At 50.5% G+C, this 13834-nt stretch carries 11 protein-coding genes; 10 read left to right on the forward strand and 1 reads right to left on the reverse strand.

Annotated features, from left to right (window positions below):
- Positions 1 to 60: 60 nt before the first annotated feature.
- Positions 61 to 711, reverse strand: coding sequence for an L-fuculose-phosphate aldolase (locus tag BLS62_RS01925; protein WP_093176132.1), 651 nt, complete (start codon positions 709 to 711; stop codon positions 61 to 63).
- A gap of 355 nt (positions 712 to 1066) precedes the next feature.
- Here BLS62_RS01925 and BLS62_RS01930 point away from each other — a divergent pair, with 355 nt between their 5' ends.
- The 10 genes from BLS62_RS01930 to BLS62_RS01975 all read left to right on the forward strand — a co-directional run bounded on the left by BLS62_RS01930 (position 1067) and on the right by BLS62_RS01975 (position 13829).
- Positions 1067 to 1810: a DeoR/GlpR family DNA-binding transcription regulator gene (locus BLS62_RS01930; RefSeq protein WP_093176138.1), complete on the forward strand. Its 744-nt coding sequence runs from the start codon at positions 1067 to 1069 to the stop codon at positions 1808 to 1810.
- Between the two features lie 148 nt (positions 1811 to 1958).
- On the forward strand, positions 1959 to 3725 hold the full coding sequence (locus BLS62_RS01935; RefSeq protein WP_093176143.1) for an L-fucose isomerase: 1767 nt from the start codon (positions 1959 to 1961) through the stop codon (positions 3723 to 3725).
- 10 nt (positions 3726 to 3735) lie between these two features.
- Positions 3736 to 5208, forward strand: a complete 1473-nt coding sequence (gene fucK, locus BLS62_RS01940; RefSeq protein ID WP_200798432.1) for an L-fuculokinase — start codon at positions 3736 to 3738, stop codon at positions 5206 to 5208.
- Between the two features lie 134 nt (positions 5209 to 5342).
- Complete coding sequence (gene fucO / locus BLS62_RS01945; protein ID WP_093176148.1) at positions 5343 to 6491, forward strand: lactaldehyde reductase; 1149 nt, start codon at positions 5343 to 5345, stop codon at positions 6489 to 6491.
- A 531-nt stretch (positions 6492 to 7022) separates the two neighbouring features.
- Positions 7023 to 7430, forward strand: coding sequence for an L-fucose mutarotase (gene fucU / locus BLS62_RS01950; protein ID WP_280141818.1), 408 nt, complete (start codon positions 7023 to 7025; stop codon positions 7428 to 7430).
- A gap of 182 nt (positions 7431 to 7612) precedes the next feature.
- Positions 7613 to 9139, forward strand: coding sequence for a sugar ABC transporter ATP-binding protein (locus BLS62_RS01955; RefSeq protein ID WP_093176154.1), 1527 nt, complete (start codon positions 7613 to 7615; stop codon positions 9137 to 9139).
- Positions 9136 to 10140 carry an ABC transporter permease gene (locus BLS62_RS01960; protein ID WP_093176160.1) on the forward strand — a complete coding sequence of 335 codons (1005 nt, stop codon included), beginning with the start codon at positions 9136 to 9138 and terminating at the stop codon, positions 10138 to 10140. The genes BLS62_RS01955 and BLS62_RS01960 overlap by 4 nt, the downstream gene beginning before the upstream one ends.
- A 62-nt stretch (positions 10141 to 10202) precedes the next feature.
- Positions 10203 to 11147 (forward strand): ABC transporter substrate-binding protein, encoded by a 945-nt coding sequence (locus BLS62_RS01965; protein WP_093176167.1) that lies wholly within the window; start codon positions 10203 to 10205, stop codon positions 11145 to 11147.
- 257 nt (positions 11148 to 11404) lie between these two features.
- Positions 11405 to 12877: a type III effector gene (locus tag BLS62_RS01970; RefSeq protein ID WP_093176172.1), complete on the forward strand. Its 1473-nt coding sequence runs from the start codon at positions 11405 to 11407 to the stop codon at positions 12875 to 12877.
- Between the two features lie 115 nt (positions 12878 to 12992).
- Positions 12993 to 13829 carry a helix-turn-helix domain-containing protein gene (locus BLS62_RS01975; protein WP_093176176.1) on the forward strand — a complete coding sequence of 279 codons (837 nt, stop codon included), beginning with the start codon at positions 12993 to 12995 and terminating at the stop codon, positions 13827 to 13829.
- Positions 13830 to 13834 lie beyond the last annotated feature (5 nt).

Raw genomic sequence — 13834 nt, forward strand, 5'->3', positions numbered from 1 at the left:
CTTAGAACAATCCCCTCCCACTTTTAAGGCGGGAGGGGAAACAGGACCTATGAGTCCGGCTTAGCTTTTTTCTCTAAGGCCGTAGCTGTCGAATTTCTTAAGAACAACTTCAATTTCTTCATCTGGCAACACTGGAATTTCCAAGCCTGTTTGCAGCAGCAGCATGTACATCTTTGCCAGTGTCTCAACTTCTTCCGTCAACCACATGGCTTTTGCCAGACTTGCGCCGGTTGCAATCAGGCCGTGGTGCTGAAGAAGGATCGCGTTGCGGTCTTTCAGCCCTTCAGCCACAAACTCGGACAATTCCGGGGTTCCGTATGTCGCATATGGAACGCAAGGGATGTCTTTACCGCCACCTGCAGCAATCATGTAATGGATCGCTGGGATTTTTTTATTCAGAATGGAAAGAGTACTGCTGTGCATGGCATGGGTGTGGACCACCGCGTTTACATCTGGGCGGGTGAGGTAGGAAATCAGATGAAAGCGCCATTCGCTTGAGGGCACTTTACCCTCCTCGTATTTTCCTTCATTGCTGACGAAGACCAGATCACTCTCTTCCAGCTGTTCATAAGGAATACCAGAGGCGGAAATGAGCATGCCGTCCTCATAGCGGCAACTGATGTTGCCCGCTGTTCCTTGGTTCAAACCCAACCGGTTCATTTCTCTACAGGCTTTGATGATGCCGGCGGACAGCTCGCTTTTCAGGGACATCTCTTCTCTTTCCTCGTTGTGGTTTTCATAGGGTAGGGACGCCGTTTGGAATTGAAGATCGAGCTTTATGATGGCGGATGCCCGCTTGCGACCGAAACGACCGAATATGCCCGAAACATAACAGTCACTGAAAACTATACAAGGCCTTCTTTTGGAAAATTTCACCGACTATTACCTGACGAACGGTCAAAAACGGGCGTATTCATAGCTATATTCCGCTATATTTGTGTATAAAATGGATATTTGGAGAGTGTTATGCGTTCAATTCGGTCATTTAAAATATTTTTGCTGGTATATTGATATATGTCATGAATGACCGATATTGACCGTTTATGATGATTGAAATTGAGGACACATGATGTTGAATAGCCGCCTTCAGAGCATTGTAAACAGAGTTGACCATCTGGGTTTTGTAAGCGTGAAAGACCTTGCTGCACAGTTTGGTGTGGCTGTTGAAACTATTCGGCGTGATCTGAGATCTTTAGAGGAGGCGGGGTACATCAAGCGCAGTCATGGCGGCGTAATGTCCCTGATGGATGATGATGCGGGTCTGGCTTTTGGCAATCGCCAATCCGAAAACACGAGTGCAAAGCAAGCTATCGCGACTAAGGCGTTGGAGCACGTCAAATCAGGTGATGTAATTATGCTTGATGCCAGTAGTAGTAGCTGGTTCCTTGCAGAAGCACTGCCGCATGAAGACTTGACCGTTATTACCAATTCTGTCCGCATTGTTTTTGAATTGGTGAAGAAGCCAGCCATCAAAACACTGGCAATTGGCGGGCGTTACTCAGAAAAATATGGCGCCTTCCTGGGGGCTCTGGCTGTTTCTCAAGTGGCTGATTTCCGCGCTGATACGTTCTTCTTCTCCTGCACAGGATTTGATGAGGAGCAAGGCGCGTGGGAAAGCAATGAGTTGAACGCCGCCATCAAACAGATGATGCGCCGATCTTCCCAGAAATCCATTCTGCTTTGCGATGAGAGCAAACTCGGCAAATCCGGGTTGATCAAGCTTTGTGATGCAAACCAGATCGACACCGTCATTACAGAAGACAACAGTTTCAACTTCGGGGGAGAGGCACCTTTGCACGCCGAGGAATAGAGACCGCTCTGATCGCCTCGAAATGTTTGCCCGTTTCTGCCCAGTTTCAAAATCGCAACCAGCCACAAAAAACAAAAGACTTAGGCACGGACTAAACGCACTCGTGCCGTGAGTTGAACCAGTTTCAAGTTAGTTAGGAAGTAACAAAATGGCATCGCTACCAAAAATCGGCATTCGCCCTACCATTGATGGTCGTAGGGAAGGCGTTCGGGAGTCTTTAGAAGAGCAAACCATGAATATGGCGCTCAGAACAGCACGGTTTTTGAGCGAGACTTTACGCCATCCAAGCGGCGAACCTGTTGAGTGCGTTATTTCTGACAGTTGCATTGCAGGTATGGCTGAATCTGCAGCTTGTGAAGAAAAGTTCCTGCGCGAAAACGTTGGCGTCTCCATCACGGTCACACCTTGCTGGTGCTACGGCAGCGAAACCATTGATATGAACCCGCATCGTCCAAAAGCGATTTGGGGTTTTAACGGAACAGAACGCCCGGGCGCTGTTTACCTTGCAGCCGCTCTTGCTGGTCACAACCAAAAAGGTCTACCAGCCTTCTCTATCTACGGTCATGACGTTCAGGACGAAGATGACGAGAGCATTCCGGCTGATGTTCAGGAGAAGCTGCTGCGGTTTGCGCGCGCTGGTCTTGTAACAGCACTCATTCGCGGCAAAAGCTACATGTCTCTGGGTGGTGTCAGCATGGGCATTGCCGGCTCTATCCTTGATCACGGCTTCTTTGAATCCTACCTCGGCATGAAAGTTCAGGCCGTTGATATGACTGAGCTGCGCCGCCGTATGGATAAAGGCATCTATGATGCGGATGAGCTGAAACTGGCCGTCGAGTGGGCAGACAAGTACTTTGAAGAAGGGTTTGATCCAAATCCTGAAGATAAGCGCCGCTCCGCCACTGAGAAAAAAGAAATCCAGCGCGAAAGCCTGCTGATGGCGATCTGTATGCGCGACATGATGCAGGGCAATAAACGACTGGCAGAGCTTGGCTTTGGCGAAGAAGCCCTAGGTTACAACGCGATTGCAGGTGGTTTCCAAGGTCAGCGTCACTGGACTGACCAATACCCGAATGGCGATACTGCAGAAGCCGTGCTCAACAGCTCGTTCGATTGGAATGGCACGCGTCCTCCTGTTGTTGTGGCAACTGAAAACGACAGCCTCAACGGTGTGTGTCAGTTGTTCGGCTATGGCCTGACAGGAACAGCGCAGATCTTTGCTGATGTACGCACTTACTGGTCACCTGAAGCAGTCAAACGTGTCACCGGACATGATCTTGCTGGCAAAGCGGCTGACGGCATCATTCACATGATCAACTCCGGCTCGGCTGCATTGGATGGCACTTGTAAGCAACGGGATGCTGAAGGCAAGCCAACCATCAAACCGCATTGGGATGTGACCGACGAAGATGTCACTGAGTGCCTGAAGGCAACCAAGTGGTGCGCAGCGGTTGATGAATACTTCCGCGGTGGCGGGTTCTCCAGCAGCTTCCTCAGCGAAGGCGGTGTTCCGTTCACTATGACCCGCCTCAACCTGATTGATGGCATCGGCCCTGTTCTGCAAATTGCTGAAGGTTGGTCTGTTGAGCTGCCGGAAGAAACCCATGCCGTTCTCAATGACCGGACCAACGCCACTTGGCCAACCACATGGTTTGCACCACGCCTGACTGGCAAAGGCCCGTTCCGCGATGTGTATTCCGTTATGGCAAACTGGGGCGCCAACCATGGTGTGCTGACAGTTGGGCATGTGGGCGCCGAGTTTATGACACTGGCTTCCATGCTGCGCATTCCGGTGTGCATGCACAACGTGGCTGAAGATGAAATCTTCCGCCCATCCGCATGGGGTGCTCATGGCATGGACGTAGAAGGTCAGGACTTCCGCGCCTGCCAGAACTACGGCCCGCTCTACAAATAAGAATAGAAACATGGAGAGCGGATTTCCTGCTCTCCATCCCTACCACCAGCTTGCAGGAACCGTCATGTCTCAGGATTTGGTCATCGTATTGGACTGTGGAGCCACCAACATCAGAGCGATTGCTGTTGATGTGGAAGGCCAGATTGTTGCGCGTGCCTCGCAAGCCAACATCACAGTTCCTGATGCTGAAAACAGTGAGTGGCATGTATGGCCGCATGAAAGTATTTTTGAACAATTCAGCAACTGTTGCCGTGATCTCATGGATCAGGTTAAGCCGGAGCAAGTAAAGGCCGTTACCGTCACAACGTTTGGTGTTGATGGTGCATTGGTGGATAAAACGGGTACGCCGATCTACCCGGTTATCAGTTGGAAATGCCCGCGTACTGCAGACGCGCAACAGCATATGAGCACCTACTTCGACCCTGCTGAAGTCGCTCGCCTCAGCGGTGTTGGGCATTTTTCCTTCAACACAATCAACAAGATGATTTGGTTCCGTGAGAATAAGCCGGAGCTTTTAGAAGACGCTCATGCCTGGTTGTTCATCTCCTCGTTGTTCACGCATATGCTGACGGGCAATCTGACAACGGATGCGACCATGGCTGGAACCTCTCAGCTGACAGATTTGCAGGGGCAAACATTCAACGCAGACATCCTCTCTGCGTTGGGGCTTGATGAGAGTCTGTTTCCTCCTGTTGTTCAGGCGGGCGATATTGTTGGCGAACTCCTGCCAACACCCGCTGCCAGGTTCGGACTGCCAGCTGGTATCCCAGTGGTGTCCGCAGGACATGACACTCAGTTTGCTGTGTTCGGGTCTGGCGCTGAGAAGAACCAGCCGGTGCTGTCTTCTGGCACATGGGAAATCCTCATGGCGCGGTGTGAGAGCATGACATCTCCAGAAACCGATGTGTTCGACCGTGGGTTTACGTGTGAATGGGATGCACAGCCGAACCATTACAACCCTGGCATCCAGTGGCTGGCCTCTGGTGTGCTGGAATGGGTGAACGCTCAATTTTACAGAGACCTCAGCTCAGCTGAGAAATACGAGGTCATGATCAATGAGGCCTCACAAGCGCCCGTTGACTGCAAAGGTGTGTCCTTTGATCCGGCATTTTTGGAGGGTGGAGCAATCCGCGGTCTAACCCTGCATTGTGATCGTGGAGACATCTACCGCGCTGCTCTGACAGCCTTGTCCGTGCGCCTCAAAGACAGTTTGAAACTGCTGGAAACCGTTGGCAACTTCACCGCGACGGAGCTGATCCTCGTGGGTGGCGGGTCACGCAACGCCTTATGGAACCAGATTAAAGCCGACACGTTACAGCTGCCGATCAAGATCCTTGATGAAGCAGAAACAACTGTTTTAGGAGCAGCTATGTTTGCCATGGCAGGTGCAAAACTGCACGCCAGCGCAGATGCAGCACGTGAAGCTTTCAACATTCACTACGAGATCGTTCGTCCTGCAACGACACCAAGGGAGCAGGGTTAAGCCATTACGATTCTGATGAAAAACTGTCGGGAGACCGGTCATCAGGTTGCACAGTTAGGGCAAGGGACCAAGCCGCAGCTTTAAAGACCGGAAGACGTTTAGAAACAAGAAAAACATAAGCTAGGGAGTAAACTATGAGTTTCGCACTAAACCTACCAAAGCTGAGTCTTGCGGGCCCGGGAGCTGTTGCAGATGCAGTTGCACAACTGACATTGCAGCCGGTCAAAAAAGTTATGGTGATCACGGATGGAGCTCTCGTAAAGCTTGGTATTCTGGATGGTCTTTTTTCCGAGCTTGATAAAGCGGGCATTGCGTATCACCTGTTTGATGACGTAACGCCAAACCCGACAGCGACACTCGTGCGCAACGGCGCTAAAGTGTACAAAGCTGAAGCTTGTGATTGTTTCATCGCTGTTGGCGGTGGCAGCCCGATTGATACAGCAAAAGCTGTCCGCATCATGTCCTGTAATCCCGGTGATATCTGCGATTACAACGGTGTTGGCAAAGTTCAGGTGCCCGGCGCGTTCTTCATTGCCATCAACACCACTGCGGGCACTGCGGCTGAGATGACATCTAACTCCGTGGTGACCGATGAAGACAACAAAGTCAAAATGGTCATCATCGACGGCAAGCAAATTCCAGATATCGCAGTCAACGATCCAGAACTAATGGTTGGACTTCCACCTTCTGTGACGGCTGCAACCGGCATGGATGCTCTGACACATGCGATCGAGGCTTACGTTACACCGGGCGCACACACGCTCACAGACCACAGTGCATTGGAAGCAATCCGCCTGATCACTGCATGGCTTCCAGTCGCTGTCGTTGACGGCAAGAACATTGAAGCTCGTGACAAGATGGCTTGTGGCCAGTTCCTTGCTGGTATGGCGTTTAACAGCGCGGGTCTTGGTTTGGTTCATTCCATGGCGCATCAGCCGGGCGCTACGCATAATCTGCCACACGGCGTTTGCAATGCGATCCTGTTGCCTATCGTGTGTGAGTTTAACGGTGAAACAGGACCTGAACGGTTCCGCGCAATCGCAGAAGCAATGGGCGGCGACACGTCCAAGCTCAACGATAAAGAAGCTGCGGCTCTGGCGAACCGCTTGATCCGAAAACTCTCTGAAACTGTTGGCATTCCAGTTGGTTTTAGCACGCTGGGAATCGACGAAAGCGTCATTGAAGGCTGGCTGGATAAAGCACTTGCTGACCCTTGTTTGCCGGGCAATCCACGGGTGCCGACCCGCGAGGAGATTAGAGAGCTCTATATGAAAGCCATGTAGGGGATAAATGCAGACTCGAACAGGTGAAAAAATCTAATCATTAATGGTGCAAACCTGAAGTGTACTCAGAGATTTACCTGTTCGTTTTCCCTATATTTTCCTAGGGTTTTGAGTTTTGAACACAAAAGATTCTCAGGAATACACCGGGAAATTGGCTGACTATTTCGATTTTCCAAAAATTGGAAAAATTCTTTGACCCAACCGATTTCTCAAATATCGACGAAATACAAAATTGCTCTTGATTAAATAGATAGCTTTGGTAGCATGCTAACACGAATTAGCAATAGCAAAACAGCTGTATATCCGAGCGCTGTGAGGGTCGACCTCAAAGAGTTTCGGTCAGGAGGAAGACACATTCATTAAAGAAGTTGGTATCTCAGGTTGGGAAGCCTGTCCATCTTCTGAAGTTACAACTGATTGGCCTGAGAGGGTGAGCTTTCTTTGAGCCTATCAGTGAAAACTGAAGTGAATGCATCATTTGAATTGCGTCAGAGAACGCAAACATGAGTGGGGGCTCAAGTGTTTTGAGGAATTAATCCTTTAGTTTTTCCAGAACTTCTGAAGATTTTGCATGAGATGGGGCATGGTGATGAGATTGTGCTGAGCGACGCACATTTCCCCGCCTACACGTTCAACTCTACAGTGCTGCGCTCTGATGGATGTGAAGCCACAGACCTGCTTAAAGCACTTATGCCGCTTTGGGTTTTGGACCAATACGACCCCGAGAATGTTGTCATGATGGCCGCAGTCGAAGGCGATCACCTTCCAAATGGTTTGGTCAATGACTACCAGAAAGCTCTGCCAGCCTCCGCTGAAATTACCTTCATCGACCGGTTTGCGTTCTATGAGCGCGCAAAAAAAGCGCGCTGTGTTGTGGTGACCGGGACGACACGCAAATATGGCAATGTGATCATAAAAAAGGGCGTTATTGAAGGCTGAAGGAGATCATTTGCGATGGGGCAAAGCTGGTCGGCGACGGGAAAAATAATCGCCGGGCAAGGGTAAATACCCATCCGCAATCAGTAAATTCAGTTTGTTTTCTGGCATTGGAAGTTCTGTTGAATGGTTAGGTTGAACTTCTTTAAGCTATTGAAAACGAACATGTTTGGGAGAGACATCTGATGAATACCATCGTCAAGATGACTGGTATCGAAAAAAAATTTCCGGGAGTGCACGCCCTTAAAAATGTGCGGTTTGATCTGTGCGCGGGCGAAGTTCATGCCTTGATGGGCGAGAATGGAGCGGGAAAATCCACCCTCATGAAAGTCCTTTCCGGGGTTTACAGGAGGGATGGCGGCGAAATTGAGATCAATGGCGCTCCGGCGGATCCACAAGGACCGCGTGACGCGCAGGCTCTCGGTGTCGGCATTATCCATCAGGAACTCAGCCTGATGAACGACCTGACAGCAGCACAGAACATCTTTATTGGCCGCGAACCTCGTTTGAGATTTGGCCGTCTTGATGAAGCTGCGTTGAACGAGAAGACACGCGAAATCTTCAAGAGCATGGCGCTGGACCTGAAGCCGGACGTGCAGGTGGGTGATCTGACCATCGCCAAACAACAGATGGTTGAAATTGCCAAGGCGCTGTCGCACCGCTCGCAAGTTCTGATCATGGATGAGCCGACTGCAGCTCTCAATGATGCAGAGATTGCGGAGCTGTTCGCAATCATCCGCCGCCTGAAGGCCGAGGGTGTCGGCATTATTTACATCAGCCATAAAATGGATGAGCTCAAGCAGATCTCCGACCGCGTAACAGTCATGCGGGATGGGGAATATGTGGGCACAGTACCAGCCGCAGAGACGCCAGTCAGCGAAATCATCTCCATGATGGTTGGCCGCGAAGTGAAAGACGAGTCAGTCATTGTGCCTGATCTCTCTGGTGCGGACGTTGCGCTGGAAGTGAAGGGCTTGAACCGCGGCAAAGAAATTCGCGATGTCAGCTTCTCCATCAAGAAGGGTGAAATTCTTGGTTTCGCTGGTTTGATGGGAGCAGGGCGGACTGAAGTTGCACGTGCAATCTTCGGCGCTGATCCCCTCGACTCCGGTGAAATCTGGGTTGATGGGCAGCATTGCAAGATCGACAGCCCTTCAGATGCTGTGCAGCTCGGGATTGGATATCTCTCCGAGGACCGCAAACACTTTGGTCTGGCAACCGGCATGGATGTGCGCGCCAATGTTGCGATGGCCAGCCTGGACCGGTTCAGCAGCAAGCTTGGTATCCTGCATGAGCCTGGCATGGCAGAAGCCGCTGCCAAATACATCAAGCAGTTGGAAATCAGAACGCCATCGGACCGGCAGGAACTGCAGTACCTATCAGGCGGCAACCAGCAAAAGGTTGTTATTGCCAAGTGGCTGCTGCGTGATTGCGATATCCTGATTTTTGATGAGCCAACCCGCGGCATTGATGTTGGTGCAAAATCCGAAATCTATAAATTGTTGAACACGCTGGCACAGCAGGGATGCGCAATCATCGTCATCTCATCCGAGCTGCCTGAAGTTATGCGGCTTAGCCACCGGATAGCGGTGATGTGTGAAGGCCGTTTGACAGGCATTTTGCCCGGCGGCAGCTCAACAACGCAAGAAGACATTATGCGTCTCGCAACCCAACGTGACACAAGCGCACAAACTGTGAGTGAAGTTCAATGACTGATACAACACTAGCCCCCGAAAAGAATTTTATTGGACGCCTTATTAGTTCTGGTGCGCACCAGAAACTGCTGGCTTTTGCAAGTTTGATCGCCCTACTGCTCGGGTTTACACTGGCATCGCCAAACTTTATGCAGATGTCCAACATGATCGCCATCTTGCAGGCAACCTCTGTGAACGGCGTTCTGGCTATTGCGGCAACACTCATCATCATCACCGGTGGTATTGATCTGTCCATCGGCACCATGATGACCTTTTGTGCTGTGATCGCAGGTGTTGTGCTCACGTACTGGGGAATGCCTTTACCGCTTGGCGTGGCTGCAGCGATCGGCGCAGGCGCATTGTGTGGTCTGGCATCGGGTACATTCGTTGCAAAAATGAAGGTTCCGCCGTTCATCGCAACGCTTGGTATGATGCTGATCTTGAAAGGCCTATCTCTGGTTATTTCAGGCACTCGCCCAATTTACTTTAATGACACTGCCGGGTTTGATCTGATCTCCCGCGGCTCCGTTATCGGCGCTGTGTTTCCGAGCCTTCAGATCCCCAATGGTGTGCTTATACTGTTCCTCGTTGCAATTGCTGCCTCCTACGTTCTTGGGAAGACTGTACTTGGCCGCTACACCTTTGCACTTGGATCAAACGAAGAATCCGTACGCCTTTCCGGCGTAAACACGGACGCCTGGAAAATGGCAATTTATGCTCTCGCAGGTGGGATCTGCGGCATCGCGGGCATTTTGATCGCTTCCCGTTTGAACTCTGCACAACCTGCGCTCGGTCTTGGTTATGAGCTTGAAGCTATTGCCGCTGTGGTGATTGGCGGAACGTCTCTGGCCGGTGGACGCGGTACAATCATGGGCACCCTTATCGGGGCTTTGATTATGGCCGTGTTGACCAACGGACTGCGCGTGCTTTCTGTTGCTCAGGAATGGCAGACGGTTGTTACGGGTGCGATTATTATCTTGGCTGTTTACGCAGACATGGTTCGCAAGAAAAAAGCATAATTACACAAAGTGGAAGGGGTATAAATGCCCCAACCACTCGGTTTTACTGAGAGGATACCATCATGTTTACAAGACGTACCGTAATCGGCACAATCGCAACTGCAGCCCTGCTTGCAACGAGCTCACTTGCTCTGGCACAGGACAAGATCTACATTCCGTTGATCTCCAAAGGCTTCCAGCACCAGTTCTGGCAAGCTGTTAAAGCTGGTGCCGATAAAGCAGCGGCTGAGTTTAACGTAGAAATCACTTTTGAAGGCCCGGACAGCGAAACCATGGTTGATCGTCAGATCGACATGCTGGCCGCAGCTTTGGCTAAAAAGCCAGCAGCGATTGGTTTTGCAGCGCTCGACAGTCAGGCAGCTATTCCGCTTCTGCGTCAGGCACATGCTGCTGGCATTCCAATCATTGCGTTTGATAGTGGCGTAGAAAGCGAAATCCCGCTCTCCATCGCTGCAACAGATAATGCTGCTGCTGCCGGTCTTGCTGCTGAAGAAATGGCAGAGTTGATTGGCTCAACTGGTAAGGTTGCAATTGTTGCACACGATCAGACAAGCCGGACTGGCATTGACCGTCGTGATGGCTTCCTCAACCAGATGAAAGATTACCCGAACATCGAAGTTGTGACTGTTCAGTACGGCGGCGGCGATCAGCTGAAATCTACTGAACTGACCAAAGCGATCCTGACTGCAAACCCAGACCTTAAAGGCATCTTCGGTACTAACGAAGGTTCTGCGATTGGTGTTGCAAACGGCGTTCGTGAAATGGGCGCAAAAGACATCGTAATCATCGGTTACGATTCTGGCCGTGCACAGACAGATGCTGTTCGCAGTGGCCTGATGGCTGGCGCGATCACTCAGAACCCGGTTGGTATCGGTTATGAAACTGTGAAAGCTGCTTACATGGCGTCACAGGGTAAAGAAGTTCCTACCAATATCGACACAGGCTTCTACTACTACGATGCATCTAACATTGATGATCCAGAAATCGCTGCAGTTCTTTACGACTAAGACTTGCTTCAAGTTAAAGAAAGGCCTCCCGTTTTGGGGGGCCTTTTTGCTTTAGGCGCGCTTAGAATATGGCCTCCGATTTTAAGAATAAAGTCGGCAAATTTGTCTCAATTCGCATACCACGGAGTAACCTTGTCCTAACTCTCAGGCCAGAATGAATACCGTTCACGTTACTTTACAGATTATATTACTCTCAGATAAATGCGCCTTCTACATGATTGGAAGTGACGAGTTGACTGTATTTGAGGAGTTTTCGGATGCCGCTTGGAAAGCCAGAGAATGACGGAAAGCCTGAAGGCGAAGACCTAACTTGGGCAAAGCGTATTTACCAAGAGCTGAATATGAAATTTCCGGATTCGAAGCAGCAAGCCGAACAATTCGTCGCCAGCGCTACGGCAAATCCCATAAGTGTTGCAGACAATAAAGCAATTGAATCCAGCCTGGCTCAGGTTGTAGCCGAAAGTAAAGCCGCTCATAAAACGGCAGATAGCCTACTGAAAAGCATGGTTACGTTGTTTACGCGTTTGGAGGAGGGTAACGAGCTACAGGGTACACTTACCGCATTAAAAGCGTACACAGGCGACACGCCAAAATACGGAATTGTCGGTCAGCTTGGGGCTGGTGGATTTACCAAAATCCTTGACGGTGCCATGCATGATAAGGAAACCGATGTAACTATTCGTGAAAAGGGCACGGCGTATTTCGACTTGTCCGTCTCTCCGGCATTCCGCCAAGCTTTGGAAAAAATCTATGACTCTCCAGAGCTTCAGGAAAAAGTGAAAGACATCATTGATATTGAATACTTGCACTCCTTTAAGTTTGGAGCCCCGAGAAATGCTCAGCCTGGTAGCGATGCACCGAAGGAGCTGAAACTTTATACCTACCGAAATGAGAATACCGAAAACGCCTCGGAAAACCCGGAGCTTTATGGGCCAGTTCCAACCGATACAGATCAGGTAGATGCTCCTCCTTTAAAAAACGATGCTTTGGCGGGTGGCAGCCTGACAGCGAACCAAAGAAACTATCGCAAAAAAAAGGAGGGTGGAGACGGGTCCTGGGCATCGGCTGCGGATCTGGAAGCCAACAAACGCCTTACAGAACGAGAGATTGCGTTTGCAAGAACAAACCCGCGCAACAGACCAGATAGAGAAGACTATCAGTTCAAAGAGGGTGGCCCAGTCAAACAAGGGGAAATGCCCAAGGACAAGGTCATTGTTGAGCACCAACCCGGATTCTCGGTTTGGGATGTGAAAGAAGATACCGGATTTGCGAAGGATGCAGAATTGCACAACCGCCCGACTGTGGCAGCGCCTTCTGGCACAACGGATCGCTTCCTGACGGGTATTCGCCTGTTGGGTGCGGGTATTAAGAAGGATCTGGGTCTTGATGGCGAGAACGCAGATACCCAAGTGAAGGAATTAGGCAGATGGCTGGCAACAGGATACCTAGTCGGGGATGAGCACCACTCCGCGGTTGAGGTCAATCTTGGAGCTGCAAACCATGGGCTCAAACCTCAGTGGGGAAATGACCTTTATACGGAACCGTTCTCCGAGCCGATCAAAGGCAAAGGCTTTGAGATTTCCAGTGAAGACGTTCTTGAAACACTCGAGGAGAAACTGGAAACAGTGGAGACAGATTCTCTTGACCGCGACGCCTACCACTTTGATCTGCAAGGCGGTTCCAAAGGGACGGTTACCCCGGATGGCCGCGTCAAACCGAGTAGTCGATAGTCGACTGGCTGTACTCCATGATTGTTTCGTTCGCTGAGGCAACTGAATGCAGACTAACGCGCTGAATTCCGCTAATAGTGCAGGGATATGACCATATCAGGCGCGTTAAACAAAAATGATTATCTGGAAGTTGGAGCCAAAGTCCGAGAGCCTTTCGCACTCCATTGAGTGCTATTGGTTTTTGGAAAAGCAGCAGGGCGGCCAAGCGAACAGCTTCCCGAAACTTTACCCTGACCCCAACGCACACATGATCGTAGCTTCCCCGCATGAGGCGTACCATTACGAGGCTGCGGGACACACGTTTCGCGGGCAGGGGACACACTGGTTGTTGCCACACAGCCAAACCTACAAAATGGACCATACGCACACCAGCGCTTTGCTCGGCATTAAATTTCGGGTGGGCGCTTTATATGCGTTGCAGCCACTGCAAAACCAACCAATGCTGGATAACATTGTTGATATTAATTTTGCCTCACTGTTTCAAACGAGCGAGCAAAGCGAACTTGAATTACTGAAAAGCGCCCAACTCAACCCCGAGCAATGCCGCGATCATCTTGATGAGCTGCTACAGCCATGGACTGCGCTTGCCAAGCAAGACAAACACAGCGCTCTTATCAAGCGGGCCCTCACTCTGCTGCCTGATCATCCCATCTCGGAATTGGGAGACAGGTTGAGTTGTACGCAGCGCACCTTGGAGCGTAATTTTCTCCGTGTCACCGGTCTCACCTTGAAGCAGTGCCAGTCCATGAACAAATTGGAGGCCTTGCTTGAGCACCTTTACCAGCAGGGGCAAGGAGAAATTGATTGGGCAGATGTTGCTTTTGAATTTGGCTTTAGTGATCAACCCCATCTCATCCGGTATCTCAAGGCAGCAATTGGAGAAACGCCCGGTGATTATGCAAGACTAAGAGACCTAACCATTGATGTTTATGGTGGTATCGATCCACTTTAAAATTG

This window comes from Pseudovibrio sp. Tun.PSC04-5.I4, from assembly GCF_900104145.1.
Lineage (GTDB): Bacteria > Pseudomonadota > Alphaproteobacteria > Rhizobiales > Stappiaceae > Pseudovibrio.